Origin of the sequence: Streptomyces sp. NPDC101227, from assembly GCF_044767545.1 — a bacterium.
In the GTDB taxonomy this organism is placed as follows: Bacteria; Actinomycetota; Actinomycetes; order Streptomycetales; family Streptomycetaceae; genus Streptomyces.
Genome location: NZ_JBIWOD010000014.1, coordinates 106,558 through 132,288, shown reverse-complemented (window position 1 = coordinate 132,288; position 25,731 = coordinate 106,558). Strand labels below are relative to the sequence as shown.

Here is a 25,731-nt window from a genome sequence, read left to right as displayed (position 1 = left end):
GTCACCATCGGGTCATGAGCACCGAGCGGCCCGCCGACCGGCCCGAACCGCCCCTGCCCACCTCCGACGCCGCCTACTGGGAGGCCGCCGCCGAGGGTTTCGACGACGAGCCCGACCACGGCCTGCGCGACCCTGCGGTGCGTGCCGCCTGGGCCGCCCGGCTGCGGTCCTGGCTGCCGTCCGGGCCCGCCCGGATACTCGACCTCGGCTGCGGCACGGGAAGCCTGGCGCTGCTCGCCGCGGAGCAGGGGCACCGGGTCACCGGCGTCGACCGCTCGCCCGCCATGATCGCGCGGGCGCGCGCCAAGCTCGCGGGGCGCGAGGACGGCCTCCTGGTCGGGGATGCCGCCGAACCACCCGTGGGGGAGCGGCCGTTCGATGCGGTCCTGGTGCGGCATCTCCTGTGGGCGCTGCCCGACCCGGCGGCCGCGCTGCGCCGCTGGGCCGGGCTGCTCGTGCCCGGCGGGCGTCTGGTGCTGGTCGAGGGTCGCTGGGGGGAGGCCGAGCCGATCGGCATACCCGCCGGCGAACTGACCCGCCTCGTGACCCCGTTGGCAGGCCGTACGCGCCTGGAGCGGCTTTCCCGTGACGCCGCCCTGTGGGGCAAGGAGGTGACGGACGAGCGGTATGCGCTGATCGCCGAGATCCGGCCGGGAGGGGGTTCGGTCCCGGCGGGGTGACCGCGCACGGCCTCGGGCGGCGCGCGCCCAGGTGTGGATTTACCTCTCCTTGTCCGGTGCCAGGCCGGTGATTTGCCGTCCCTTTTCCGTAATGCGGTGCACGCATGGCTCATTCCGGACGGCCGCACCACGCTATAGGTGGCCCCTGCAACTATCTGGGCGTACGGTGACCTTCCCCGAGCTCGCGACCCCGCTCGAGCAGGGGAGACCCCATTCGGCCGCCGCCCCGATGCGCCGGCCCGCCGCCCAGGCAAGGAGAGGAGCCGCGCACATGTGCGGAATCACCGGATGGATCTCCTACGACCATGACCTGACCGCCCGGCGCCCCACGCTCGAGGCGATGACCGAGACGATGGCCTGCCGCGGCCCGGACGCCGCCGGCATCTGGCTCGACACCCACGCCGCGTTCGGCCACCGCCGTCTCGCCGTCATCGACCTCGACGGCGGCAAGCAGCCCATGGCCGTCGAGCGCGACGGCCGCACCCTGCTCGTCACCACCTACAGCGGCGAGGTCTACAACTACCGAGAACTGCGCGCCGAGCTGACGCAGCTGGGCCACACCTTCCGCACCAGCAGCGACACCGAGGTCGTCCTGCACGCCTACCTCGAGTGGGGCGAGGCGTTCGCCGAGCGGCTCAACGGCATGTACGCCTTCGCCCTCTGGGACCCGCGTACCGAACACCTCCTGCTGATACGCGACCGGATGGGCATCAAGCCGCTCTACTACCACCCCACCCCCGACGGCGTTCTCTTCGGCTCCGAGCCCAAGGCGATCCTCGACCACCCCTCCGTACGGCCCACCGTCGACGCCGAGGGCCTCGCCGAGCTGATCACCTTCACCAAGACCCCCGGCCACGCCGTCTACAAGGGCATGCACGAGGTGCGCCCCGGCCATATCGTCCGGGTGGGCCGCGGCGGCGTCACCGTCAAGCGCTACTGGGCCCTCGAGGCCCGCGAACACACCGACGGTCTCGACGCCACCGTCGCCCACATCCGCGAACTCCTCGACGACATCGTCGCCCGCCAGCTGATCGCCGATGTGCCGCTGTGCACCCTGCTCTCCGGCGGCCTGGACTCGTCCGCCATCACCGCGCTCGCCGCCAAGGCGCTGGCCGCCCAGGGCAGCGGCCCGGTGCGCTCCTTCGCCGTCGACTTCACCGGCTACACCGAGAACTTCACGCCCGACGACCTGCGCGGCACCCCCGACGGGCCGTACGCGCACGCCCTCGCCGAGCACGTACGCTCCGACCACCGCGACATCGTCCTGGACACCGCCGCCCTGATGGACCCCGCACACCGCGCAGCCGTCCTGGCCGCCCGCGATCTGCCCAACGGCTTCGGCGACGGCGACACCTCCCTCTACCTCCTCTTCAAGGCCGTCCGCGAACGGTCCACGGTCGCCCTCTCCGGAGAGTCCGCGGACGAGGTCTTCGGCGGCTACCGCTGGTTCCACGACCCCGAGTCCGTGCACGCCGACACCTTCCCCTGGATCGCCGCCGGCCTGTCGGCGCGGTTCTCCGGCGGCAGCGCCACCCGCGAGGCGCTACTGGACCAGGCCCTGCTCTCCAAGCTCGACCTGCGCGGATACCAGGACCGCCGCTACCGCGAGGCGCTCGCCGAAGTCCCGTACCTGGACAGCGACACCGGACTCCAGCGCCGGATGCGCGAGATCAGCTACCTCCATCTGACCCGCTTCGTGCAGATACTCCTCGACCGCAAGGACCGGGCCAGCATGGCCGTGGGGCTCGAGGTCCGCGTCCCCTTCTGCGACCACCGCCTCGTCGACTACGTCTTCAACGCCCCTTGGTCCATGAAGACCTTCGACGGCCGCGAGAAGTCCCTGCTGCGCGCCGCCACCCGCGACGTACTGCCCGATCTGGTCGCCGACCGGGTCAAGAGCCCCTATCCCAGCACCCAGGACCCGCGCTACACCGAGGCGCTGCGCGACGAGTTGCGGAATCTGACCGGCGACCGCAACGCCCCCGTACGGCCGCTGCTGGACTCCGGCGCCCTCGCCGAAGCCACCGCCGACGGCGCCGCCAACGACATCCGCCCGGGCGCCGAACTCGTCCTCGGCATGAACGCCTGGCTGCGGACGACCGGCACCACCCTCGAGCTCTGAGGGCCTCCGGCGGGGCGGGCCCGGCCATGCCCCGTCGGACAGACCCTGGCCCCGGTAACCACCCCAAAGGGCTACCGCTCCGATTCCGGCACGGCGGCCGCTCCTGGCGCACAATGGGTCCCCCGCCCCACCTTCAGCACCAGGAGCGACGCCGTGTCCCCGCAGACCCTCACGATCACCATCGATCCGGACGCGGCCGACGCGCCATTCGAGCAGGTACGCACCCGGATCGCCGACCTGGCCCGGGACGGCGGCCTCCCGGTCGGCTACAAACTCCCCACCGTCCGCGGACTCGCCGAAGACCTCGGCCTCGCCGCCAACACCGTCGCCAAGGCCTACCGCGCCCTGGAGTCCGACGGCGTGATCGAGACCCGCGGCCGCAACGGCAGCTTCATCGCGGCGGCCGGCGACGCCGCGGACAAGGAGGCCGCCGGGGCCGCCGACACCTACGCGCGCCGCGCCAAGCGCCTCGGCCTGGACCGCGCCGCCGCCCTCGCCGCCGTCCAGGAAGCGCTGACCGCGGCATACGGCCCGCAGGCCTGACCGAAGGCAGCCGCCCGCCCCGGCCCAAGGAGCCCCGTATGCCCAGCCGACAGGCCCTCGTCCGCCGCCCCGGCCCCCGGATCGCCGAGGGCCTGGTCACCCATATCGACCGCCGGCCGGTGGATCCCGCCCGCGCCCTGCGCCAGTGGGAGGAATACGTCCGGACACTGCGCGACCACGGCTGGCACACCACCGAGGTGGCGCCCGCCGACGACTGCCCCGACGCGGTGTTCATCGAGGACACCATGGTCGTCTTCCGCAATGTCGCGCTGATCGCCCGCCCCGGCGCGGACACCCGCCGGCCCGAGATCCCCGCCGCCCGCGCCGCGGCCGAGGCACTGGGCTGCTCGGTCAACGAGGTCCGGGCGCCCGGCACGCTCGACGGCGGCGACATCCTGAAGGTCGGCGACACCGTCTACGTCGGCCGCGGCGGCCGCACCAACGCCGAGGGGGTACGCCAACTCCGCGCCGCCTTCGAGCCGTTGGGCGCCCGCGTCATCGCCGTGCCGATCAGCCGCGTCCTGCATCTGAAGTCCGCGGTCACCGCCCTGCCGGACGGCACCGTCATCGGCTACCCGCCGCTGGTCGAGGACCCCGCGCTCTTCCCGGCCTTCCGCCCCGTCCCCGAGGAGGCCGGCGCCCATGTCGTCCTCCTGGGCGGCGAGGCGCTCCTGATGGCCGCCTCCGCCCCCAGGAGCGCGGAACTCCTCGCCGGTCTGGGATACCGGCCGGTCCTGGTGGACATCGGCGAATTCGAGAAGCTGGAGGGCTGCGTGACCTGCCTGTCGGTGCGCCTGCGGGAGCTTGCCAGGTAAACCACGGGGCGGGGTGCGCAACGGGACACTCCGGGCGGCGCCCGACCGGGCGGGGCGCAACGGGCGACCGGACCGATCAGGAATGAAGAAGCGCGGCCACCGAGCCGCACATAGCCTGACCGGCATGGACCGGCGGCGGCCGCCCGGTGGCACCGTCACCGTGCCGAGGGCGGCATCCCCGGGCCGCTGGAGACGCCGGCCGGCCGGACCGGACCGGGCGACGCCGACGAGACCGCGAAGGCGGCCCCCGCCCTACGGATGGAGACACGATGAGCAAGACCACGAGGACGGACCCGCAGCCGCCTGCGCAGCACGCCGCCGACAGACACGATCTGATCCGCGTACACGGCGCGCGCGAGAACAACCTCAAGGACGTCAGCATCGAGATCCCCAAGCGCCGGCTGACGGTCTTCACCGGCGTCTCCGGCTCGGGCAAGAGCTCGCTGGTGTTCGACACGATCGCCGCGGAATCGCAGCGGCTGATCAACGAGACCTACAGCGCGTTCGTGCAGGGCTTCATGCCGACCCTGGCGCGGCCCGAGGTCGACGTGCTCGACGGACTGACGACCGCGATCATCGTCGACCAGCAGCGGATGGGGTCCGACCCCCGCTCCACCGTCGGCACCGCCACCGACGCCAACGCGATGTTGCGCATCCTCTTCAGCCGGCTCGGCAGGCCGGGCATCGGCTCGCCCAAGGCGTTCTCCTTCAACGTCGCCTCGATCAGCGGGGCGGGCGCGGTCACCGTGGAGCGCGCCGGACAGAAGGTGAAGGAGCGCCGCTCCTTCAGCATCACCGGCGGCATGTGCCCGCGCTGCGAGGGCCGGGGCTCGGTCACCGACCTCGACCCCGCCCAGCTCTACGACGACTCCAAGTCGCTCAACGAGGGCGCGCTCACCATCCCCGGGTACAAGTCGGGCGGCTGGAACTACCGGCTCTACACCGAGTCCGGCCTCGTCGACCCGGACAAGCCGATCCGCAAGTACACCAAGAAGGAGCTGCACGGCTTCCTGCACCTCGAACCGACCCGGATGAAGATCGCGGGCATCAACATGACCTACGAGGGGCTGATCCCCCGGATCCAGAAGTCGATGCTCTCCAAGGACCGGGAGGCGATGCAGCCGCACATCCGCGAGTTCGTGGACCGGGCGGTCACCTTCACCACCTGCCCCGACTGCGACGGCACCCGGCTCACCGAGGCGGCCCGGTCGTCGAAGATCAAGAAGATCAGCATCGCCGACGCGTGCGCGATGCAGATCAGCGACCTGGCCGACTGGGTCCGCGGCCTCGACGAGCCTTCCGTGGCGCCGCTGCTCACCGCGCTGCACCACACGCTCGACTCGTTCGTGGAGATCGGTCTCGGCTACCTCTCGCTCGACCGGCCGTCGGGCACGCTGTCGGGCGGCGAGGCGCAGCGCGTCAAGATGATCCGCCACCTCGGCTCCTCGCTCACCGACACCACCTACGTCTTCGACGAGCCCACCATCGGCCTGCACCCCCACGACATCCAGCGGATGAACGACCTGCTGCTGCGGCTGCGGGACAAGGGCAACACGGTGCTCGTCGTGGAGCACAAGCCGGAGACGATCGCGATCGCCGACCACGTCGTCGACCTCGGGCCCGGCGCCGGTACGGCGGGCGGCACCGTCTGCTTCGAGGGCACCGTCGGGGGCCTGCGCACCGCCGGCACCATCACCGGCCGCCACTTCGACGACCGGGCCACCCTCAAGGAGACGGTGCGCAAGCCCACCGGGGCGCTGGAGATCCGCGGCGCGACGACGCACAACCTCCAGGGCGTCGACGTCGACATCCCGCTCGGGGTGCTCGCCGTCGTCACCGGCGTCGCCGGCTCCGGCAAGAGCTCGCTCGTGCACGGGTCGCTGGTCAACGGTTCAGGGGCGGCCGGCGAGGCCGTGGTGTCGATCGACCAGGGCGCGATCCGCGGCTCCCGGCGGAGCAACCCCGCGACGTACACCGGACTGCTCGAGCCGATCCGCAAGGCGTTCGCCAAGGCCAACGGCGTGAAGCCGGCGCTGTTCAGCGCCAACTCCGAGGGCGCCTGCCCCACGTGCAACGGCGCCGGCGTCATCTACACCGACCTGGCGATGATGGCCGGCGTCGCCACCACCTGTGACGACTGCGAGGGGAAGCGGTTCCAGGCGGCGGTGCTCGACTACCACCTCGGCGGCCGCGACATCAGCGAGGTGCTCGCGATGTCGGTGGCCGAGGCCGAGGAGTTCTTCGGCGCCGGCGAGGCCCGCATGCCGGCCGCGCACCGCATCCTGGTCCGGCTCGCCGACGTCGGGCTCGGCTACCTCACCCTCGGCCAGCCGCTCACCACGCTGTCCGGCGGCGAGCGGCAGCGGCTCAAGCTGGCCACCCACATGACCGAGAAGGGCGGCGTATACGTACTCGACGAGCCGACCGCCGGCCTTCACCTCGCCGACGTCGAGCACCTCCTCGGCCTGCTCGACCGGCTCGTCGACTCCGGCAAGTCGGTCATCGTCATCGAGCACCACCAGGCGGTCATGGCGCACGCCGACTGGATCATCGACCTCGGGCCCGGCGCCGGCCACGACGGGGGCCGGATCGTCTTCGAGGGCACCCCCGCCGACCTCGTCGCCGCCCGCTCCACCCTCACCGGTGAACACCTCGCGGACTACGTCGGGGCCTGACCGGGGCCCTCGCCCGCGGCGCGCACCTCGCGGCCGGGCGCCGGCCGGGCGACCGGCAGGCGCCCGGCCGCGAGGTGCGCGCGGGTTCCTCTCACGTCACGGCAAGGCCGAGAGGGGCCGCCTACGGGCCCTCGTCCCACGGCTTGCCGAGCCAGCCCTCATGGCTTTTGACCAGGGCGGCCAGGGCGGCGGTGACCCGCGGGTCCCACCCCTCGGCCGATGTGCTCAGGGCGAAGTCCGCCCCGTCGCTGCCCCAGGTCATGACCTCTTTCCCGGACGCCTTCCAGCGGGTGGTGCGCGGCATGCGGGCGATGTCACCGCCGCCGCCGGCGATGCTGCCGACGGCGATGGCCACCCACAGCGGAAACAGCAGCCACCACACGTACCACCAGAACAGATTGCCCTTGACGCCGACGGCGTCCGGGCCGCCCGCCTGCTGAACGGTCCAGCGTGACCTGCCGTGCCCGCCGCTCATCGCCCGCTCATGGGTGATCAGTGCCAGGGATTCACCGGCGGCGCCCAGCACCTCGAAGACGGCGCTCCTGCCCTTCGTCGCCGTCCTGGTCACGACCCGCGCCAGCAGCTGCCGGCGGGAGGTCTCCGTCCAGAGGAGGAAGGCGCGGGCGCCGTCCTTGCGTGCCGCGCGATAGGCGTCGCCGCCACCGGAGGACAGGTCCCGCTCGATGTACGCGAACCTCGACTGCCCCTGGCCTCCGTCCTCTTCTGCCGACGGGCCGTGGGTGCGGATCTCCCACCAGGGACCGGCACCGCCCTTCGGGTCCTTCGGTGCCGCCGGTTTCGTGAGCCATACCGTGGTGCTCAATCCGTCCCCCTCGTTGTGCCGGACGCTCGTTGCCGTTCGGGGGCGGACTCTACCTACGCGGCCGTCCGTGATCACTTCGCGGCCGCGGTGCTGGCGGGTGGTCAGATGGCGCCCCGGCAGGGCGTCACAGATACAGCCCCGCCTCCTTGCCCGCCTCCTGGGCCGGGACCGACGCGGGCCGGGTGCCGCGGCGCAGGGCGTACAGCTCGGCGAGGGAGGCGCCGTCGCGGCCGATGCCCTCTTCGGTGCCGAGCCAGTTGGCCGCTTCCGTGCGGGTCAGCGGGCCGACCTCGATACGGGCCAGGCAGCGGCCGGGCCGGACCACCGCCGGGTGCATCCGCTCCAGGTCCTCGTTGGTGGTGACGCCGACCAGGACGTTGCGGCCCTGGCCGAGGAGTCCGTCCGTCAGATTGAGCAGCCGGGACAGCGCCTGGCCCGCGGTGTGCTTGGCCTCGCCGCGGATCAGTTCGTCGCAGTCCTCCAGGAGCAGCAGCCGCCAGCGGCTCTTGCCGGTGCCCTCGTCCTCGCCGATGGCGATGTCCATGAGGTAGCCGACGTCGTTGAAGAGCCGCTCGGGGTCGAGGACGCAGTCCACCTGGCACCAGTCGCGCCAGGAGCGGGCCAGCGTGCGCAGCGCGGAGGTCTTGCCGGTGCCGGGCGGGCCGTGCAGCAGCAGAAGGCGCCCGGCGATCTCCCCGGGCGCGACCTTCATCAGCGAGTCCATCGCCGAGGCCACCGGCGCGGTGTAGTTGGGACGGATCTCCTCCCAGGTGCCCGCGGTGATCTGCCGGGAGGTGCGGTACGGCCCGCGGCGCGGCGAGAAGTACCAGAAGCCCATCGCGACGTCCTCCGGCTGTGGCTCCGGCTCGTCCTCCGCGCCGTCCGCCGACTGCCCCAGCACCTTCTCCGTCAGCTCATCGGTGACGGCGGTGACCGTGACATCCGCGCCGCGGTTCCAGCGGGAGATCAGCAGGGTGTAGCCGTCGCCCTCGGCGAGGGTCGCGCTGCGGTCGTCCTCGCGCGCCGAACGCAGCACCCGTGCGCCGGGCGGCAGCAGGCTCACCCCCGGCTTCACCCGTTCCACCGAGCGGCTGCGGGCGTACGGCTGCTCGCCCTTGGCGAAGCGCCCCAGGAACAGCGCATCGACGACATCGGACGGAGAATCGCTGTCGTCCATGGTCAGACGGATCGCGAGGGACTGCTCGGCGGCGGACGGCGGCACGGAGGTCGGCTGCACGTGATCGGCACACATGCCGCCATGATCCGCCAGACCGACCCGCCGCGTACACGGAATAACCCGGCTAGTCTTGTCCGTTGTGCGACGTCTTGGCGGGGAATGTCATCGGGTGGCCGTGTTCGTCGCGGCTGCGGCGGTGACCGCCGTGCTCGCGACGCAGCTGGTGCGGGCCGGAATCCCGCCGGGCGACGACGGCAGGCCGACGGCGCCGCTGCGCACCGCGCGGGCCGCCGTGGGCTGGGGGTTCACCCACACCCAGTTCAGCGCGGACCACGGCGACGAGGCGCGACCGACCGGGCCGCGCGATCGCTGTCCGCCCATCCGATGCCGCAGAACCAGCACATCATGGGCTGGGGCGTGGGAACCCCGAACCGAGCCCGGGGCACTATGACTTTGCCGATCTGGACCGCCGTATGGCCTTGATCCGGCGCGCCGGCGGGACTCCCGTGCTGACGCTGTGCTGCTCTCCGGACTGGATGAAGGGCGGCGCGTTTGGCCATACGGACTGGAGCGCGCTGGAGAAGGCCCCCGATCCCGCGCATTACGCGGACTTCGCCGCGCTCGCGGGAAAGATCGCCCGTCGCTATCCGGATGTCCGGCACTTCGTGGTGTGGAACGAATTCAAGGGCTTCTTCGACGAGCGGAAGAAGCGCTGGGATTACGAGGGATACACCCGGCTCTACAACCTGGTCCACCGGGCGCTGAAGGAGGTGAACGGGCACAACCTGGTGGGCGGGCCCTATCTCGTGATGGACAGCGACAGCGACAGCGAGGGGGAGAGTGGCGGGGGCGGCGCGCCGCGCGGGCCCTGGGGAAGCATCGACCGGCGGGTCCTGGATGCGCTCGCCTACTGGAACCGGCACAAGGCGGGAGCGGATTTCGTCGTCATCGACGGATCCAGTTACCGCAAGGACGGCCACTATGTGCCCGGCCCGTTCGCCGCCACCCGGAAGTTCGCCGATGTGGGGCGCTGGGTGCGCAAGGAGACGGGGCTGCCGTTGTGGTGGGCGGAATGGTATGTCGAGGTGCCCGACGCCCATGACGACCGGAACGGCTGGAGCGAGCGCAAACGCCTCGCCGTGCAGGCCGTGGGCCTGATGGAGATGGTGTCCGGGGGCGCCACCAGCGGCCTGTACTGGAATCCGGAGGGGGCGGGGGCCGCCTGCCCCGGATGTCTGTGGAGCAGTACCGAACTGGCCGACGGCGGGCGGGAGTTGCCGATGGGTGAGCTGCTGTCCCGGTTCTCCCGGGCCTTTCCGCCGGGGGTCCGCCCCGCGCCCGGCGTCGCCGTCGCGGGGGCCGGCCGTACGGCGGTCCGGGCGCTGGCCGGCGACCGTACGGTGCTGGTGGCCAACACCACGGACCGGCGCACCACCGCGACCGTCGAGGGGCAGGGCATCACGCTCGGCGGCTATGAGGTGCGCTGGCTCGACCGCCCGTGAACGGGCGCCGCCGCGGCACCGGCCCACCGCCGGCGCGAACTCGGGGGAGAGGAACGGGTTCGCCAGCTGCGGCGAACCCAGCGACGGGGCCCGGGACTGCAGGGCGGTCCAGGCGGCCCGGTCGGCACCGGACAGCCCGGCGGGGTGATGCACGGTGATGTCCACCTCAGCGCACCCGGCCGGCGGCGCCGCCCCCGGCCCGGCCGGCCCTCGACCGGACCGACGTCAGCAGCAGCCCCGCGCCGCTGAGCGCCGCTACGGTGATCACCCCGCCGCGCACCGACCAGGCGTCCAGCGCCAGCATGGTCCCGGCCACCAGCAGGTTGACGGCCGCCGCGCCGGCCACCGCGACGACGGCGCGGCCGAGCGGATCCAGCCCGCCGAGCGCCGCGCCGATCGCCGGCGCCGGTGCCCCCAGCAGCAGGAAGAGCGTGCACGGCGCCCGCAGCGGGGAGGCGATACCGGCCGACGCCAGCACGGCCCCCAGGGCGGCGATGCCGAACGCCGCGCCCGCGCGGAGCGCGGTGAGCCCGCTCGCCGGCCGGCCGTGGGGCGGGGGCACGCCCGGGGATCTGTCCCTGCTGACGGTTTCGGGGCGCATGGGCGGCTCTGCCTCTCCTCGGCACGGGATGCCGGGTTCCATGTCATGCGCCGCCCCGGCACCCGTCAAGACGGCGGAGGGAAGCGGACGGGGCGCAGCGCGGCGGAGCGGGGGCGCCCACAGACGGCGCAATGGCGGCGCTGCGCGGCGGCCGTCCGGACACTGTGAGGACGTGTCCGCCGGGAAGGAGCCGGGTCAGTGGAGCCGCCGAGCGGAACCGCGCTGACGGTGATCATGGTGTGCCTCACCGTGGCCACCGGAGTGCTCGACGCCGTCAGCTTTCTGGCGCTCGGTCATGTGTTCACCGCGACCCAGACCGGCAATCTGCTCTTCCTCGGCTTCGGCATCGCGCGGCAGGGCGACCTGTCGGTCGTCACGACCGTCGTCTCGCTCGGCGCCTTCGCCCTCGGCGCGGCGTTCGGGGCACGGGTCGAGTCGTCGCTGGCCGCCCGGCGGCGGCAGTGGTTCCCGCTCGCGCTCGCCACCGAGGCCGCACTGCTGGCCGCCGCGGCGGTGACCGCCTGGGAGCCCGGCACGGCCCGGGACCTGACCCTCGGTCAGCGCTGCGCCGTCGTCGGCCTGATGGCGGTGGCGATGGGCATACGGAACGTCACGGCCATGCGGGTCGCCGTCCCCGACCTCACCACCACCGTGGAGACCCGGGCGATGACGGCCCTGGTCAGCGGCTCCGTTCTCGGTCGCGACAGAAAGCTGGGCTACGGCACCCACGCCGTCCCGCGCCGGCTGATGTCCGTCGGGTCGATGTTCGCGGGCGGCCTCCTCGGTGCCTGGCTGATCGGCCTGGGGACCCGCCCGTCGCTGGTGCTCCTGCTCGTCGCGGTGTCGGTCGCGGCCACCGCGCTGCTGGTGCCGGGGCTGGCGCACCGTCAGAACGGCGAGGAGTGAACGGCGGCCGGTGCGGGGGCCGCGATCCGCGCGGCACGGCCGGGCAACGGCGCCGCGGCGAAGTCCGGGGGACGAATAGCCGGATGTGCCGCGAATTCGGTACGACTTTTCACGACCTTTGGCATGGACACTTCCGGTTACTCGCGGGTCCTGCTACCACGAATAAGGCAGAGATCCTGCTATGGGAGGTTCTATGAGACTGTCCCGACTGGCGGCCCTGGGGTCCGCCTTCTTTGTCACCACGGCGCTCGCGCTCACCGGCGCGAGCGCCGCCGCGTCCGCCCAACTCCCGCTCGCCACCGGCTATGTGGCCCTCGGCGATTCCTACTCCGCAGGCGTCGGAGCCGGCAGCTACGACAGTGGCAGCGGCTCCTGCAAGCGCAGCACCAAGGCCTACCCGGCCCTCTGGGCGGCCGCGCACTCGCCCTCGTCCTTCTCGTTCACGGCCTGTTCCGGGGCTCGAACGGGTGATGTTCTCAACGGTCAGCTCGGCCCGCTCAACAGCTCCACCGCACTGGTGAGCATCACCATCGGCGGCAACGACGCAGGCTTCGCCGACACCATGACGACCTGTGCGCTCCAGGGTGAGAGCGCCTGCCTGGCCCGCGTCGCCAAGGCCCGGCAGTACATCGACAACACCCTGCCCGCTCAGCTCGACGGGGTGTACAACGCGATCGGCCAGAAGGCCCCGGCCGCGCACGTAGTGGTCCTGGGCTACCCGCACTTCTACAAACTCAACGGCAGCTGCGTCGCCGGCCTCTCGGAGAAGTCCCGGGCCGCCATAAACGCCGCGGCCGACGACATCAACGGCGTCACCGCCAAGCGCGCCGCCGACCACGGCTTCACCTTCTCCGACGTCAACTCCACCTTCACCGGCCATGAACTGTGCTCCGGCAGTCCCTGGCTGCACAGCGTGACCTATCCCGTCGACGAGTCCTACCACCCCACGGCCGCCGGTCAGTCCAGCGGCTATCTCCCGGTGTTCGCCTCCGCTGCGTAACCGTCCGTACGCGCGACGCCGAGGAGGAGTCGCCCGCCCGGGTCCTCCTCGTGCGTCCCGAAAGCCCGTCAGATGGGCCCCCGCGGTCCGACGGGGGGTCAACTCGCCCTGATGGGTGCCCTGTAGGCGTCATTACGTATGGTGTTCGTCAACGTCAAGGCGAGGCAGGTGAATCCGTTGACCGGTCTGCACGCGCGTCCTCCAAGAGAGATAGGGTTACCCTGCCCGTGCCGGGTGCCCTCGTCAGGGTGGGGAGAGTCATGGAACAGATAACAGTGCGGAGCAGGGCAAGAGTCCCTGCGATCAGTTGCGGTAGCGGCGCGTCCAGTGCGCGTCTGGACCGCCATCTCGCGGTGCTGGGTGGCCCTGCCATACCGCAGCGCGAGACGGAGGGCGCGACGTTGCTGATGCGGGAGCTCACCACCCGTGATCACTCCCGCACGAGGAAGAGCCGTGGTGCCAGGGTGTCGCTGTTCGCGCCGCTGCGCAGGCTGCGGCGTTCGCTGTTCGGCGGTCACGGCTGACGCGTCCCTGAAGCGAGACCTCGGGCGACCACACCGTCCCGGCACAGCGTTGCGATTCACCACCCGTCAGGTACTGACTCGTCAGTTCCCGCGGGCGTCGCAGCGTGTCGGTGTGTTCGCCCAGGCACGCACCACCCGGCTCTTCCCCCACCACCCGTTCTTGTGACGGGTGGTTTTTTTGTTTGCCGCGTTGATCGCGCGGGCCGTGGTCTTGCCCGCGCCGTTGGGGCCGAGCGGTCCGCGGACACTGCCCGCCGGCACCGCGAGGTCGAGCCCGCGCGGCGCACGGACCTCGCCGAAGTGGTTCTCCGGACCCTCGCTGTATACGTACAGCGTACGTAGAGGACGTGAGGGCGCCGTAGTGCACTACGTGCGATGTACGTAACTAGGATTGATGGCGAGGTGATCGATTCATGGCAGCAAGCGGCCGCGCGGCCGGACCCGAGGTGATCTGGGCGCGCCCCGAGCGCACCGGACGCGGCCCCCGGCCCGCCTTCACCCGTGACGAAATCGCCGAGGCGGCCGTGCGGATCGCCGATGAGTCGGGGCTGGCGGCGGTCTCCATGCGCCGGGTGGCGACGGCGGTCGGCTGCGCCACGATGTCGCTCTACAACTACGTCCCGGCCAAGGGCGACCTCGTCGACCTGATGGTCGACCACGTCAGCGGCGAGTACGAGCTGCCGGCCGCGCCGTCCGGCGACTGGCGCGCGGATCTGTTCGAACTCGCCCGCCAGGCACGCGACATGATGCGCCGTCATCCCTGGCTGCCGGGTGCCGTGCTGTCCCACCACTTCCTCGGCCCCAACGCGCTGCGCTACCTGGAGTTCTGCCTCGCCGCGCTGGAGGGCTCGGGGCTCGACGACGGGCTCAGGGTGGAGCTCGTCTCCATGGTCAACGGCACGGTGATCACGATGGCCTCGTCCGAGCAGGCGGCCGCCGAGCGCGCCAAGGAGTCCGGGCACACCGCCGGACAGCTCCAGGCGGCGCAGGCCGGGTATCTCGCGGGGGTCGTCGGCGGCGGGCGGTATCCGCTGATGGCACGGGCGTTCGCGAAGGGCGCGCCGCCCACGGATCCGGACGCGGTCTTCGCGCGCGTGATCGGCCGGGTGCTGGATGCCTATGCGGGGCACGAGACGGGCGGCGGGCCGGGCCTCGGATAGCCGCGCCGGCCCCATTCCCGCAGGTCAGCGGCTTTTATGGGCGGCGGGTGGTAGCTTCGAGGCATGACTCCGGAAGACCTGGCCAATCTCGCGCACCTGCGCCGGGCGCGTGATCTGATCGACCGGGAGTACGCCCAGCCGCTCGATGTGCCGACGATGGCCCGCCATGCGCTCATGTCGCCGGCGCACTTCTCGCGGCAGTTCCGGGCGACCTATGGCGAGACGCCGTACAGCTATCTCATGACCCGCCGGATCGAGCGGGCGATGACGCTGCTGCGCGGGGGGATGAGCGTGACCGATGCGTGCATGGCGGTCGGCTGTACCTCGCTCGGCTCGTTCAGCTCGCGGTTCACCGAGATCGTGGGGGAGACACCGAGCGCGTACCGCGGCCGGGAGCACCCCGCGGTGGCGGCGATGCCCGCATGCGTGGCGAAGGTGCAGACCCGCCCGATGCGAAATCCGCCGAGCAGGATTCGAGAAGCGGGCGGCGGCGCCGCTGTCTAACGTTGGCGACATGACCATTGCACTCCAGTACTGCCACATCACCGTCAACGACGTGGACGAGTCGATCGCCTTCTACGGTGACGCGCTCGGCCTCGAAACACGCAACGACGTCGCCTCCGGCGAATACCGCTGGGTCACCCTCGGCAGCGCGACACAGCCCGGCCTGGAGATCGTGCTCTCGGAACCGCACGCCGGCCGTTCCCAGGCCGACGGCGACGCGCTGCAGGAACTCCTCACCAAGGGCGTCCTGCCGATGACCGTCTTCAGCACCGACGACCTCGACGCCACCTTCGAGCAGGTGCGGGCCTCCGGCGCCGAGGTGCTGCAGGAGCCCATCGACCAGCCCTGGGGACCGCGCGACTGCGCCTTCCGCGACCCGTCGGGCAACATGGTGCGGATCCAGCAGGCGCCCAAGGAGTAGCGCTCCGCCGGGCGCCCCGGCCACGCCTCACAGGAGGGCGAACTGGCCCTCCGGGCCCTCCTCGTGATGGTCGAGGACGGAGGCCGGGCGGTGCGCGTCGGCCGGCGCCGGGAGGACGCCCGCCTCCCGCAGCTCGGCCGCCGTGATCCCCGGCCCGCCCGCCGCCTTCTCCCTCAACTCCGCGCACTCCGGGCCGAGTTCGGCCAGCAGTGCCAGCACGGTGATCAGCTCCAGCAGCTCCGACGTCCACTCCTGCGGCCACGTCGTGGCGCGCAGCGCCGCCAGCGAACCCTCCTCCGGTGGTTCCACGGGGGCCGTCCGCTGCTCGAACCAGGCCTCCAGGACCCGTACGCCGCCCGCGTGGAAGTCCCAGGCGCCCGGCGGCACCGGCGAGATCCGGCCGTCGCCGAGCAGCAGCGCCTCCTCGCCGGCGTCATAGCCGAGGGCGCCCGGCAGGCCGCGGGTGGGCAGCGCGGAGCGTACGTAGGGGCGGCGGCCGCCCGGCATCCGCGGCCGCTCGCCGGAGTGCGCCCCGTGCGCGCCCCCGGTGTGCAGCCACAGCAGGCGCTCGCCGAGTGCGACGCCGGTGTCCCAGACGGCCGGGTCGGCGGTGAGCGGCACCGTCGTGCCGTCGGGGGAGTGGCGGGCGCTCGCGGCGATCCAGGCGAGGAGGCCGGCGGGACGGACCGGGCGGTCCAGGCGGCGGGCGAGGAGACCGAGCAGGCCGGGGGCGAGGTTCGGTTCGGTGCCGCCGGGGCGCCGGTAGAGGGGGTGGATCCGGCCGGGGCGGCCGGCCGGTGCACGCCCGTCCGGCAGCAGGGCGGAGCAGACCACGGCGGGGCCCGGCACCTGCGGCACCTGCCCCAGCTCCACGGCGAACAGCTGCCGCTCGTCCGCCACCCGCCACAGCTCCGGCCGCGCCGCGTCGATCAGCCGGTGGTCGGGCAGCAGCCACTGCCGGTCGAAGGGGCCGTGCAGGATCCGTACCGGCTCGGGGCAGGGGCCGCTCGCCCGGGACAACCGCCCGGTGGGCGTCGCCTGGCCCGGCAGCTGACCGACGGCGGAGTGCAGGTTCCGGGACCGGGACGGCCGGAACAGCCGCTCGCGGGCGGCCGCGTCCTCGGCCGCCACCAGGGCGTTCCACCGGGCGCGCAGCGTCGCGGGATCCGGCGCCAGCACCCAGGAACGGCCCAGCCGCAGCGGCGGCACGGACCACGGCATCAGTTCGGACAGCCGTGGCGCGGCCGACCGTGGCGCGTCCTGCTTCGCCGTCACGCGGAGCCCCTCCCGGACCTTTCGGTTGACCCCGGCATGGTATCCACGGGCGCCGGCGCCCCGGGACGGCCGCCCGGCCCGCGCCCGCGCCCTTCCGCTTACTGATCTTGGAGAGGTACCGTCCCGCCGTACGCCCGACGGCATCGCGCGGACCTGGCTGCGCCCTGCGCGCCGGGACCTGCTCAGGGGAGGACCGTATGACGGACACCGCCTCCCCCGCGCCGCAACGGCGCGGGGGGACTCCCGCCGGGGCGCGGGCCGCCGCGCGGCTGGACCGGCTGCCGCCCTCGCGCTGGCACCGCCGGATCACCCTCGTCGTCGGCATCGGCGCCTTCTTCGACCTCTACGAGATCTTCCTCGGCGGAGTGCTCGCCGCGGTCCTCGCCGCACAGTGGGACCTGGGGCACACCGCCAGATCGTGGGTGATCGCGGCCGGGTTCCTCGGCATGTTCGTCGGCGCGAATGTGCTGTCCGTGCTCGCCGACCGCTTCGGGCGGCGCCGGATGTTCATGGTCAATCTGGCGGGCTATTCGGCGTTCTCCCTGCTGTGCGCCTTCGCCCCGGATGTGCAGTGGCTGATCGCGCTGCGCTTCCTCTCCGGGCTGGGGCTGGGCGCCGAACTCGTCCTCGTGGACACCTACCTCGCGGAATTCCTGCCGCGGGCGGTACGCGGCCGCTACATCGCCCGTGCGTACACCTTCGGGTTCCTCGGCGTGCCGGTCGCGGCGCTGCTGGGGGCCCGGCTGGTGGCCGGGCATCAGCTGTGGGGGATCGACGGCTGGCGCTGGCTGCTGGTCGCGGGCGCGCTCGGGGCCGGCTTCATCCAGCTCATGCGGCGCCAACTGCCGGAATCGCCACGGTGGCTGACCGTTCACGGGCGGGAGGAGGAGGCCGCCGGGATCGTGACCGCCATCGAGGAACGGGTGGCGCGCGAGAAGGGCACCAGCCTCCCCTCCGTACCGGAGGCCGAGAGCCTCCCGGAGCGGAAGGTGCCGCTGCGGGAGATGTTCCGCGGCGACTTCCGGCGGCGCACCCTGATGTGGTGGATCTTTCAGGTGCTGCAGACCGTCGGCTATTACGGCTTCGGTTCGCTGGCGCCGGTGGTGCTGACGGCGAAGGGCCACACCGTCACCGAGTCGCTGCTGTACGCGGCGCTGAGTTTCTGCGGCTATCCGCTCGGCTCCGCGCTGTCCGTGCCGCTCATCGACCGCATCGAGCGCCGGACCCTGATCATCGCCTCGGCGCTGGGGATGGCGGCGTGCGGCCTCGCCTTCGGCTTCGCGGCCGCCACCTGGGCGATCGTCACCTTCGGCTTTCTGCTGACGGTGTGCAGCAACGTCTTCTCCAACGCCTTCCACGTCTACCAGACGGAAATCTTCCCGACCGGCCTGCGCGGCAGCGCCATCGGCATCGCGTACTCGCTGTCCCGGCTCACCTCGGTGGTGCTGCCGTTCGTCGCGCTGACGGTGCTGGACGAGCTCGGTGCGGCGGCGGTGTTCAGCGGGTCGGCGGTGCTGATGGTGTTGTTGTGCCTGGACGTGGCGTTGCTGGGGCCGCGGAGCACGGGGCGGAGCCTGGAGCGGATCTGAGGCCGGGCGAAGGGGCCGGGGTCCGGGGCGCGGGGGGCGTACGGGTCAGTGCGCGTCCAGCGTGACCGTGAACGAGAACCGGTCCCCGCGGTAGTGGATCCGGGCGACGTCGACCACCCGCCCGGCCTCGTCGTACGTGATGCCCGTGTAGTGCAGGATCGGGCTGAGCAGCGGCACCTGGAGGAGGCGGGCGGTTTCCGGGTCCGCCAGGCGGGCCTCGACGGTGTCGGTGATGCGGCTGATGCGTACGCCCACCGCGTCCCGCAGCACCTTGGTCATCGGCCAGCGTTCCAGGTCGCCGGGGTCGATCCGGGCGGCGACATCGGGGCGGACGTAATTGGTGGCGTGGTTGGTCGGTTCGTCCGTCTCCTCGTCGCCGCGCAGCCGCCGGAAGCCGGCGACCTCCGTCAACTCCGGGAAATACTCGGACAGTTCGGCCGGTACCGGCACCGGCCCGTGTTCCAGCAGCCGGGTGCTCATCCCGGACTGCTGGGCCACGATCGCGTCCACGGAGCCCAGCAGCCGCACCGGCGCGCCCCGCTGCGCGCCGGGCTCGATGAACGTGCCGCGGCGCCGGTGCCGGCTGATCAGACCCTCCGTCTCCAGTTCCTTGAGGGCCTGGCGCATGGTCAGCACGCTCACGCCGTAGTGGGCGGCGAGGGCGTCCTCGGTCGGCAGCCGGAGCGGCGCCTCGGGGGAGCGGCCGAGTATGGAGGCGCGCAGCGACTGCGAGACCTGGTACCACAGCGGCAGCTTGCGGTTCAGGGCCAGCGAGTCGGGAGCGAAGGTGGTCACAGGGCGTTCCCCGGTCTTACGGGCGGACGGCTTACGGGCGGACGGGCCCGGCGCTCACGGGCGGAAGTGGCGCTGGAGACCCTGCCACACGTCGTCGTATCCGCGCTGGAGATGTCCGGCGTCCCGGGCCTGTTCGGTGAGCGTCAGCGGCCAGCGGGTCTCGAACATGAAGGCCAGACCGTCGTCGATCTTCTGCGGCCGCAGCTCGGCGGCGCTGGCGCGGTCGAAGGTCTCCCGGTCCGGCCCGTGCGCGGACATCATGTTGTGCAGCGAGCCGCCGCCGGGGACGAAACCTCCCGGGCCCGCGGTCTTCGCGTCGTAGGCGCCCTCGATCAGGCCCATGTACTCGGTCATCACATTGCGGTGGAAGTAGGGCGGCCGGAAGGTGTCCTCGCCCACCAGCCAGCGCGGCGCGAAGACCACGAAGTCCACGCCCGCCAGCCCCGGGGTGTCGGAGGGGGAGGTGAGGACGGTGAAGAGGGACGGGTCGGGGTGGTCGTAGCTGATCGACCCGAGGACGTTGAAGCGGTGCAGGTCGTAGACGTACGGGACGTGGTTGCCGTGCCAGGCGACGACGTCCAGCGGGGAGTGGTCGTAGGTCGCCGTCCAGAGGTTGCCGCAGAATTTGTTGACGACCTCGACGGGGCCCTCGACGTCCTCGTAGGCGGCGACCGGGGCGAGGAAGTCCCGCGCGTTGGCCAGGCCGTTGGCGCCGATCGGGCCGAGGTCGGGGAGCTGGAAGGGCCGGCCGTAGTTCTCGCAGACATAGCCGCGGGCGGTCGCATCCAGCAGCTCGACGCGGAAGCGTACGCCGCGCGGGATCAGCGCCACATGGCCCGGCTCGGCGCGCAGCAGGCCCAGCTCCGTACGCAGCAGCAGCCCGCCGTGCTCGGGCACGATCAGCAGCTCGCCGTCCGCGTCGCTGAACACCCGGTCGGTCATGGAGGAGTTGGCGTAGTAGAGGTGGACGGCCATACCGGTGCGCTGGGTGGCGTCGCCGTTGCCGCCCAGCGTCCACAGGCCGTCGAGGAAGTCGACGGGGCCGGCGGGCTCGGGGAGAGGGTTCCAGCGCAGCCGGTTGGGGTCCGCCGCGCAGTCGGTGAACGGCGCGGAGCGCAGCGCGCCGCGCTCGGCGCGGACGAACGGCGGGTGCGCCGCCGAGGGGCGGATGCGGTAGAGCCAGGTGCGGTGGTTGTGGCTGCGCGGTTCGGTGAACGCCGATCCGCTGAGCTGCTCGGCGTACAGGCCCAGCGGCGCGAGTTGCGGGGAGTTGCGGCCCACCGGCAGCGCGCCCGTGACGGCCTCCGAGCTGTGCTCGTTGCCGAAGCCGGAGGCGTACGAGAGCCCCTCGGCCGTCTTTCGCGCCTGCTCGCTGCCCGTACCTGTCATCGCGCGCTCCCGCCCATCAGTAACCCGTGCAAGACCGAATCCTATGCAAGACCTTAGGATTGCCGTCGCGGCCGCGCCCGTCAACGGTGGGGGCAGCCGTGCCGGCCGGATTCCGGCGTTTGCGGACTCCCCGCGCGCACGCCGGGCAGGATGTCCGGGTGCAGCAGCCGACCCCGCTCCGACGCGTCCCCGTCCAGCAGCGCAGCGCCCAGCGCCTGGCGCGCATCCTCGATGCCTGCGCCGAACTCCTGGAGGAGACCGGTTACGAGGACCTCAGCACGCGCGCCGTGGCCGGCCGCGCCGATGTCCCGATCGGCTCGGTCTACCGCTTCTTCCCCAACAAACGCGCCATGGCCGAGGCGCTCGCCCGGCGCAACCTCGACGCCTACGCGGACCGCATCACCGCCCGGCTGACCGCTCCCGCCGACGAGCGGCTGGAATGGCGCCGCGCGATGGACGTGGTGGTCGACGAATACCTCGCCATGAAGCGCACGGTCTCCGGCTTCGCCCTGGTCGAGTTCACCGTCCCCGCCCCGGACGCCCCCCGCCGCGCCAACTACGAGGTCGCCGACCGGCTGCTGGCCCTGCTCGCCGGCCCGCTCGGCCTGGACCCCGCCGAGGAACGGCTGCGGACCGCCTTCCTCGTCGGCGTCGAGACGGCCGACGCGCTGCTCCAGCTCGCCTTCCGCACGGACCCGGCGGGCGATCCCGCGATCGTGGCGGAGTGCAAGGTGCTGCTGCGGGCGTATTTGGCCCGCTATCTGGATGCGTAGCGCTGCGCTTTGCCTGGGCCGATGCTTTTGGCTTTCCCGCCGTGGGGGTTTGCCGCCGTTGCGCCTGCGGCGGGCCGGTCCGCTGCGCTTTGCCTGGGCCGGTGTGTTCGGCTGTCCCGCCGTGGGTGGTTGTTCGCCGTTGCGCCTGCGGCGGGCCGGTGCCGCTTGCGCGGGGCTGTTCGGCTGCGGGACCGGGCCTCCGGACTTCGTCCTGCGGCCCGGCCCCTCCCCGTTGGGGGTGGGAGGAGACGGTGGGGCGTGCGTCGGTGGTCAGGTGCACCCAGTGGACGCAACCACCGGCACCGGACACACAACGCCCGCCCCACCAGAAATCCCCCCACCCACGGGAGGGGGCGGACCGTAGCGGCGGAGCCGTGTAGGGCCGTCACCGCACCCGACAAACCCACGCCCGCCGCTGGGGGCACCTCCCACGCCCTTAAGGCAGTGGGGGGCAACGGCGAGAACCAACCACGGCGGGTCAGCCGACAACGTACGGCCCAAGCCGAACGCAGTGACCAGGCGTTTTGCTCGTATTGCTCGGGTGTCAAGGTCTTGTTAACAAAAGTTTGCGGGACCTAACGTCGCCTGAGCCGCCACCCCCCGGCAGATGTTCAAGGGCGAACGTGAGGTATCCCCCATGCTGACAATCCTCGGATTTGTCATGATCGCCACCTTCCTGGTGTTGATCATGATGAAGAAGATGTCACCGATGGCAGCGCTTGTGCTCATCCCCGCGCTGTTCTGCGTCCTGGTCGGTCAGGGCGCGCACCTGGGCGATTACGTCCTCAAGGGCATCGGCGACCTGGCTCCCACGGCCGCGATGCTGATGTTCGCCATCATCTACTTCGGGGTGATGATCGACGTCGGGCTCTTCGACCCGATCGTCCGCGGCATCCTGAAGTTCTGCAAGGCCGACCCGGTGCGGGTGGTCGTCGGTACGGCGCTGCTCGCCGCGATCGTCTCGCTGGACGGTGACGGCTCCACCACGTTCATGATCACCGTGTCCGCGCTCTACCCGCTCTACAAGCGGCTGAAGATGAGCCTGGTGGTCATGACCGGTGTCGCCGCCACCGCCAACGGCGTGATGAACACCCTCCCCTGGGGCGGCCCGACCGCCCGCGCCGCCACCGCGCTCAAGCTGGACGCCGGTGACATCTTCGTCCCGATGATTCCCGCGCTGGCCGTCGGCCTGGTCGCCGTGTTCGTCCTCGCGTATGTGCTCGGGCGGCGCGAGCGCAACCGGCTGGGGGTGCTGACGCTCGGCGACGCCCGCGTGGTGACCGAGGAGTTCGAGGACGTCGAGGAGGCCGAGGAGAAGGAGGCCGAGCAGGTGCTGGTCGGTGCGGGCGGCGGTCCGGTCGCCACCCGGCGTACGGTGCCGGCCGGCGGCGCGGGCGCCGGCTCCGGGGAGGGGGCGGTGGACGCCGACCTCCAGGGCCTCGACCCCCTGCGGCCCACGCTGCGCCCCAAGCTCTACTGGTTCAACGCCGTGCTCACCGTCGCGCTGCTCACCCTGCTCATCCTGCAGACGCTGCCGATCCCGGTCCTCTTCCTCCTCGGCGCGGCCATCGCCCTCACCGTCAACTTCCCGCACATGAAGGACCAGAAGGCCCGCATCGCCGCGCACGCCGAGAACGTCCTGAACGTCTCCGGCATGGTCTTCGCCGCCGCCGTCTTCACCGGCGTCCTCACCGGCACCGGCATGGTCGAGCACATGGCCCGCTGGCTGGTCGCCGGCATCCCCGACGCGCTCGGTCCGCACATGGGCATCGTCACCGGAATCCTCAGCATCCCGCTGACGTACTTCATGTCCAACGACGGCTTCTACTTCGGCATCGTGCCGATCCTCGCGGAGGCCGGTGCCGCCCACGGCGTCGCCCCCATCGAGATCGCCCGCGCCTCCCTCGTCGGCCAGGCCCTGCACATGTCCAGCCCGCTGGTCCCCGCCGTGTACGTCCTGGTCGGCATGGCCAAGGTCGAATTCGGCGACCACACGAAGTTCACCGTGAAGTGGGCCGCGCTGACCTCGCTGGTGGTCCTGGGCGCGGGACTGCTCTTCGGGATCATCTAGCCCGCCGGGTGTCATCCCCGGCCGGTCAGCGCCGCGCGCGCGGCGCGTACCTCGTCGATGGCCTGGAGGTGTCCGCCCTCCTCCGCGCAGCGCTCGGCCCGGTCCAGGAGGCGGATGCTCCCGGCCGGGTCGGGGGCGTGCCGCACGCGGGCCAGGGCGACCAGCGCGAAGGCGAGTGCCGTGGCCCCGAAAGGTTCGGCCAGTTCGACGGCGGCGCGGGCCAGGCGCTCCGCGTCGTCCCGCTCGCCGAGCAGGAGGTGCAGTTCGGCGAGGTTGGCGCGCTCGAAGGCGGTGGCCGTGGGCCGGCCGGCCTGTTCGGCCAGCGCCAGGGCGCGGCGCCCGTACTCCAGCGCCTGCCGGTGCCGGCCCGCCCGGCGCGCGCTCTCGCGCAGCACGGACAGCACGGTGGCCAGCAGCGCCGGGTCACCGGACTCCTCGGCCGGCGCCAGCGCCCGTTCGGCGGGGCCCGTCGCCTCGCCGGAGCGGCCGGACAGGCCCAGACAGACGGTCTGCTGGGCGAGCGAACGGGCCAGCAGCACCGGCCGGTCGGGCCCCCGCGCAGCCTCCGCCGACCGCTGCGCCGCCCGCGCGGCCGCCAGCGCCTCCTCGTACCGGCCCGTGTACGACAGCACCGCGGAGCGCGCCATCCGGTGTGCCGCCCACACCTCGTCGGGCGTCCCCGGCCCCGGCGGGTGGGCGTCGAGCACGGCGAGCGCCTCCTGGCCCTTACGGCTGCGGCACAGCACCTCCGCCAGCCGGGCCGCGGCCAGCACGCAGGCATCGCGCCGGCCCTGGCGCTCGTACGAGGCCAGGGCCTCTCGCAGCACGCCGATCGCTTCGCCGTAGCGTCCCGAACGGTCCAGGGCCAGTGCCCAGTCCAGCCGCACCCGCGCCGCATCCGCCTCGGGCGGGGCCGCCTCCTCGCCCGGTGTCCCCCGCACCGGGGCCGTCTGCGCCCGGGACAGCGCGCCGCGCACCTGGTCGCGCAGCTGCCGGAGGCGTTCGCGGGGCGGGGCGGCCCAGGTCGCGTACGGGTCCTCCGGGAGCAGCTCGCCGTTCAGCGCCTCCAGCGCGGCCGCCAGCCCGTGGGCCCCGCCGTCGGCCAGCGCCTGCCGGGCGAGCGACCCGGCGTGGTCGATGTCGATCCACACCGCGTCGGGTGCCAGCCGCAGCAGCGCGCCGTCGCCGGTCAGGTACGAGGAGACGGCGCGGGGCGGCAGTTCGGGCTCCAGCGCGTGCCGGGCGGCGTGCAGCGCGACCCGCAGACTGCGCAGCGCCGCGGGGAGTTCGGCGTGCGGCCAGCAGGCGCCCATCAGCTGCTCGCGGTGCAGCTGATGGCCGGGCGCGATCGCGAGCAGCTTCACCAGCGTCCGGGCGCTGGGCCGGGACCAGCGCTCCGCGAGCGGCGCGCCGCCGTCGCGTTCCAGCCGGAACCCGCCGAGGAGGCGAATGCGCAGCAGTGGGGGATTCATCAGGCCGGACACTCTAACCGGTCGCGTTCCAGGGGCTGTTACCGGTGAATTACTGGCCGGAATCGATCCCTCGTCGGGGCACGTCACGGGCCGTTCGCCGCAGTGATCGCGTCAATGTGGCCGGGGTCGCGCGGCAAGGACGGGGCGGGCGTTGACGCTGCGCGGCGCGCTGCGAAGGATGTGCCCGTGCGCACGGGTTCGACCAGCGGCAACGCCCCGCCCGATCACCGCTCGGACGGCGCTTCCGGCCACTTTCGGACCGCCTTTCGGACCCTCTTCAGGACCACCTCTCGGAACACGTCCCGACGATCCTTCAGGAGTAAGCGTGAAGCGCTCCCACGCCCTTGCCGTCTCCGTTCTCGTCCTTGTCTCCGGTACGGCCGTGGCGGCCCATGCGGCCGACGGCACCCCGCCCGCCGGGCGGGGCACCTCCGCCGCCGCGGCCTGGTGCGTGCAGCAGGGCGGCGTGGCACAGACCCGGGTCCCGTACTTCACCGGTTCCGGCAACGTCATCACCCCGCTGGGCGGCGAGCGGGAGATGTGCCTGTTCACCGCCAAGGACGGCAGCCACATCATGATCGCGGCGGACACCCTGGCCGCCGACAAGCCGACCCTGGCCGCGCTCGCCTACGTCCGCAAGCCCACCGGCCCCAGCAGCCCCGGAAATCCCTCCATCGCCTACTGCCAGGGCATCAACGGCACCGCGATGTTCGGCAACAGGCCCACGGACGGCGGCGGCTGGGGGCTGAAGGGCGAGACGAAACCGGACAAGGTGATGTCCGCCTGCATGTTCGGCGACGGGTCGGTGATCGATGCCTGGGGGCTGAAGTACCACCAGGGCGGAGTGATCCGCGGCGCCGATCTGACCGAGAAGTTCCGCGCCCGGATCCCCGGCGCGTGACCGGGCGGGCCTT

At 72.4% G+C, this 25,731-nt stretch carries 23 protein-coding genes and 2 pseudogenes; 16 read left to right on the top strand and 9 right to left on the bottom strand.

Features of this window, described 5'->3' with window-relative positions; genetic code table 11:
• The first annotated feature begins 14 nt into the window (after positions 1-14).
• The 5 genes from ACIRPT_RS28780 to ACIRPT_RS28760 all read left to right on the top strand — a co-directional run bounded on the left by ACIRPT_RS28780 (position 15) and on the right by ACIRPT_RS28760 (position 6,835).
• Positions 15-680, top strand: a complete 666-nt coding sequence (locus ACIRPT_RS28780; RefSeq protein ID WP_403832258.1) for a class I SAM-dependent methyltransferase — start codon at positions 15-17, stop codon at positions 678-680.
• Between the two features lie 271 nt (positions 681-951).
• Entirely contained in the window at positions 952-2,802 is a 1,851-nt protein-coding gene (gene asnB / locus ACIRPT_RS28775) for an asparagine synthase (glutamine-hydrolyzing) (RefSeq protein WP_403832256.1), read from the top strand.
• Positions 2,803-2,955: 153 nt separating this feature from the next.
• Complete coding sequence (locus tag ACIRPT_RS28770) at positions 2,956-3,345, top strand: GntR family transcriptional regulator (protein WP_403832253.1); 390 nt, start codon at positions 2,956-2,958, stop codon at positions 3,343-3,345.
• 38 nt (positions 3,346-3,383) lie between these two features.
• Positions 3,384-4,160 (top strand): dimethylargininase, encoded by a 777-nt coding sequence (ddaH, locus tag ACIRPT_RS28765; RefSeq protein WP_403832251.1) that lies wholly within the window; start codon positions 3,384-3,386, stop codon positions 4,158-4,160.
• A 269-nt stretch (positions 4,161-4,429) separates the two neighbouring features.
• Positions 4,430-6,835 (top strand): ATP-binding cassette domain-containing protein, encoded by a 2,406-nt coding sequence (locus ACIRPT_RS28760; RefSeq protein ID WP_403832248.1) that lies wholly within the window; start codon positions 4,430-4,432, stop codon positions 6,833-6,835.
• Positions 6,836-6,956: 121 nt separating this feature from the next.
• Here the strand turns inward: ACIRPT_RS28760 and ACIRPT_RS28755 are convergent, their stop codons facing one another.
• The 3 genes from ACIRPT_RS28755 to ACIRPT_RS28745 all read right to left on the bottom strand — a co-directional run bounded on the left by ACIRPT_RS28755 (position 6,957) and on the right by ACIRPT_RS28745 (position 9,144).
• Positions 6,957-7,658 (bottom strand): hypothetical protein, encoded by a 702-nt coding sequence (locus ACIRPT_RS28755; protein ID WP_403832246.1) that lies wholly within the window; start codon positions 7,656-7,658, stop codon positions 6,957-6,959.
• A gap of 124 nt (positions 7,659-7,782) precedes the next feature.
• Entirely contained in the window at positions 7,783-8,910 is a 1,128-nt protein-coding gene (locus ACIRPT_RS28750) for a DUF5925 domain-containing protein (protein ID WP_403832243.1), read from the bottom strand.
• Between the two features lie 87 nt (positions 8,911-8,997).
• The gene (locus tag ACIRPT_RS28745; RefSeq protein ID WP_403832440.1) at positions 8,998-9,144 is read right to left on the bottom strand and encodes a hypothetical protein; all 147 of its coding nucleotides are present in this window, start codon (positions 9,142-9,144) and stop codon (positions 8,998-9,000) included.
• Here ACIRPT_RS28745 and ACIRPT_RS28740 point away from each other — a divergent pair.
• Positions 9,107-10,337 (top strand): annotated as a pseudogene (locus tag ACIRPT_RS28740) (xylan 1,4-beta-xylosidase). The gene ACIRPT_RS28745 and the pseudogene ACIRPT_RS28740 sit on opposite strands and share 38 nt — an antisense overlap.
• A gap of 166 nt (positions 10,338-10,503) precedes the next feature.
• Here the strand turns inward: ACIRPT_RS28740 and ACIRPT_RS28735 are convergent.
• On the bottom strand, positions 10,504-10,938 hold the full coding sequence (locus ACIRPT_RS28735; protein ID WP_403832241.1) for a hypothetical protein: 435 nt from the start codon (positions 10,936-10,938) through the stop codon (positions 10,504-10,506).
• Between the two features lie 198 nt (positions 10,939-11,136).
• On the opposite strand from ACIRPT_RS28735, the gene ACIRPT_RS28730 reads away from it, so the two are divergent.
• From ACIRPT_RS28730 to ACIRPT_RS28720, 3 genes are all read left to right on the top strand, one after another.
• Positions 11,137-11,844, top strand: coding sequence for a YoaK family protein (locus tag ACIRPT_RS28730; RefSeq protein WP_403832238.1), 708 nt, complete (start codon positions 11,137-11,139; stop codon positions 11,842-11,844).
• Between the two features lie 193 nt (positions 11,845-12,037).
• Complete coding sequence (locus ACIRPT_RS28725; RefSeq protein ID WP_403832235.1) at positions 12,038-12,844, top strand: SGNH/GDSL hydrolase family protein; 807 nt, start codon at positions 12,038-12,040, stop codon at positions 12,842-12,844.
• Between the two features lie 260 nt (positions 12,845-13,104).
• The gene (locus ACIRPT_RS28720) at positions 13,105-13,368 is read left to right on the top strand and encodes a hypothetical protein (RefSeq protein ID WP_083109538.1); all 264 of its coding nucleotides are present in this window, start codon (positions 13,105-13,107) and stop codon (positions 13,366-13,368) included.
• A 201-nt stretch (positions 13,369-13,569) separates the two neighbouring features.
• On the opposite strand, the pseudogene ACIRPT_RS28715 reads toward ACIRPT_RS28720, so the two are convergent.
• Positions 13,570-13,701: pseudogene (locus ACIRPT_RS28715) on the bottom strand (daunorubicin/doxorubicin resistance ABC transporter ATP-binding protein DrrA); the annotation flags it as partial.
• A gap of 80 nt (positions 13,702-13,781) precedes the next feature.
• Between ACIRPT_RS28715 and ACIRPT_RS28710 the strand changes: the two are divergent.
• The 3 genes from ACIRPT_RS28710 to ACIRPT_RS28700 all read left to right on the top strand — a co-directional run bounded on the left by ACIRPT_RS28710 (position 13,782) and on the right by ACIRPT_RS28700 (position 15,453).
• Positions 13,782-14,528 (top strand): TetR/AcrR family transcriptional regulator, encoded by a 747-nt coding sequence (locus ACIRPT_RS28710; protein WP_403832232.1) that lies wholly within the window; start codon positions 13,782-13,784, stop codon positions 14,526-14,528.
• A 63-nt stretch (positions 14,529-14,591) separates the two neighbouring features.
• Positions 14,592-15,032 (top strand): helix-turn-helix transcriptional regulator, encoded by a 441-nt coding sequence (locus ACIRPT_RS28705; protein WP_403504073.1) that lies wholly within the window; start codon positions 14,592-14,594, stop codon positions 15,030-15,032.
• Between the two features lie 10 nt (positions 15,033-15,042).
• Positions 15,043-15,453: a VOC family protein gene (locus ACIRPT_RS28700; RefSeq protein ID WP_403504076.1), complete on the top strand. Its 411-nt coding sequence runs from the start codon at positions 15,043-15,045 to the stop codon at positions 15,451-15,453.
• A gap of 27 nt (positions 15,454-15,480) precedes the next feature.
• Here ACIRPT_RS28700 and ACIRPT_RS28695 read toward each other — a convergent pair whose 3' ends face one another.
• On the bottom strand, positions 15,481-16,728 hold the full coding sequence (locus tag ACIRPT_RS28695; RefSeq protein ID WP_403832228.1) for a type ISP restriction/modification enzyme: 1,248 nt from the start codon (positions 16,726-16,728) through the stop codon (positions 15,481-15,483).
• Positions 16,729-16,925: 197 nt separating this feature from the next.
• On the opposite strand from ACIRPT_RS28695, the gene ACIRPT_RS28690 reads away from it, so the two are divergent.
• A complete protein-coding gene (locus tag ACIRPT_RS28690) occupies positions 16,926-18,317 on the top strand; it encodes an MFS transporter (protein ID WP_403832225.1) in 1,392 nt (463 codons plus the stop codon).
• Between the two features lie 45 nt (positions 18,318-18,362).
• Here the strand turns inward: ACIRPT_RS28690 and ACIRPT_RS28685 are convergent, their stop codons facing one another.
• Both ACIRPT_RS28685 and hmgA read right to left on the bottom strand, forming a co-directional pair.
• Positions 18,363-19,112 carry a GntR family transcriptional regulator gene (locus ACIRPT_RS28685; protein WP_403832223.1) on the bottom strand — a complete coding sequence of 250 codons (750 nt, stop codon included), beginning with the start codon at positions 19,110-19,112 and terminating at the stop codon, positions 18,363-18,365.
• A gap of 54 nt (positions 19,113-19,166) precedes the next feature.
• On the bottom strand, positions 19,167-20,501 hold the full coding sequence (hmgA, locus tag ACIRPT_RS28680) for a homogentisate 1,2-dioxygenase (RefSeq protein WP_403832220.1): 1,335 nt from the start codon (positions 20,499-20,501) through the stop codon (positions 19,167-19,169).
• A 158-nt stretch (positions 20,502-20,659) separates the two neighbouring features.
• On the opposite strand from hmgA, the gene ACIRPT_RS28675 reads away from it, so the two are divergent.
• Both ACIRPT_RS28675 and ACIRPT_RS28670 read left to right on the top strand, forming a co-directional pair.
• Positions 20,660-21,274: a TetR/AcrR family transcriptional regulator gene (locus ACIRPT_RS28675; RefSeq protein ID WP_403832217.1), complete on the top strand. Its 615-nt coding sequence runs from the start codon at positions 20,660-20,662 to the stop codon at positions 21,272-21,274.
• Positions 21,275-21,911: 637 nt separating this feature from the next.
• Entirely contained in the window at positions 21,912-23,345 is a 1,434-nt protein-coding gene (locus ACIRPT_RS28670) for a CitMHS family transporter (protein WP_403832214.1), read from the top strand.
• Between the two features lie 11 nt (positions 23,346-23,356).
• Here ACIRPT_RS28670 and ACIRPT_RS28665 read toward each other — a convergent pair whose 3' ends face one another.
• Positions 23,357-24,817 (bottom strand): hypothetical protein, encoded by a 1,461-nt coding sequence (locus tag ACIRPT_RS28665; RefSeq protein ID WP_403832212.1) that lies wholly within the window; start codon positions 24,815-24,817, stop codon positions 23,357-23,359.
• Positions 24,818-25,142: 325 nt separating this feature from the next.
• Between ACIRPT_RS28665 and ACIRPT_RS28660 the strand changes: the two genes are divergently transcribed.
• Positions 25,143-25,718, top strand: a complete 576-nt coding sequence (locus ACIRPT_RS28660; RefSeq protein WP_403832209.1) for a hypothetical protein — start codon at positions 25,143-25,145, stop codon at positions 25,716-25,718.
• Positions 25,719-25,731 lie beyond the last annotated feature (13 nt).

Bases quoted from the DNA above. Each gene is read 5' to 3' on its own strand.
- ACIRPT_RS28780 (WP_403832258.1), top strand. From the start codon at position 15: ATGAGCACCGAGCGGCCCGCCGACCGGCCCGAACCGCCCCTGCCCACC.
- asnB (WP_403832256.1), top strand. From the start codon at position 952: ATGTGCGGAATCACCGGATGGATCTCCTACGACCATGACCTGACCGCC.
- ddaH (WP_403832251.1), top strand. From the start codon at position 3,384: ATGCCCAGCCGACAGGCCCTCGTCCGCCGCCCCGGCCCCCGGATCGCC.
- ACIRPT_RS28760 (WP_403832248.1), top strand. From the start codon at position 4,430: ATGAGCAAGACCACGAGGACGGACCCGCAGCCGCCTGCGCAGCACGCC.
- ACIRPT_RS28750 (WP_403832243.1), bottom strand. From the start codon at position 8,910: ATGTGTGCCGATCACGTGCAGCCGACCTCCGTGCCGCCGTCCGCCGCC.
- ACIRPT_RS28735 (WP_403832241.1), bottom strand. From the start codon at position 10,938: ATGCGCCCCGAAACCGTCAGCAGGGACAGATCCCCGGGCGTGCCCCCG.
- ACIRPT_RS28725 (WP_403832235.1), top strand. From the start codon at position 12,038: ATGAGACTGTCCCGACTGGCGGCCCTGGGGTCCGCCTTCTTTGTCACC.
- ACIRPT_RS28720 (WP_083109538.1), top strand. From the start codon at position 13,105: ATGGAACAGATAACAGTGCGGAGCAGGGCAAGAGTCCCTGCGATCAGT.
- ACIRPT_RS28710 (WP_403832232.1), top strand. From the start codon at position 13,782: ATGGCAGCAAGCGGCCGCGCGGCCGGACCCGAGGTGATCTGGGCGCGC.
- ACIRPT_RS28705 (WP_403504073.1), top strand. From the start codon at position 14,592: ATGACTCCGGAAGACCTGGCCAATCTCGCGCACCTGCGCCGGGCGCGT.
- ACIRPT_RS28700 (WP_403504076.1), top strand. From the start codon at position 15,043: ATGACCATTGCACTCCAGTACTGCCACATCACCGTCAACGACGTGGAC.
- ACIRPT_RS28690 (WP_403832225.1), top strand. From the start codon at position 16,926: ATGACGGACACCGCCTCCCCCGCGCCGCAACGGCGCGGGGGGACTCCC.
- hmgA (WP_403832220.1), bottom strand. From the start codon at position 20,501: ATGACAGGTACGGGCAGCGAGCAGGCGCGAAAGACGGCCGAGGGGCTC.
- ACIRPT_RS28670 (WP_403832214.1), top strand. From the start codon at position 21,912: ATGCTGACAATCCTCGGATTTGTCATGATCGCCACCTTCCTGGTGTTG.
- ACIRPT_RS28665 (WP_403832212.1), bottom strand. From the start codon at position 24,817: ATGAATCCCCCACTGCTGCGCATTCGCCTCCTCGGCGGGTTCCGGCTG.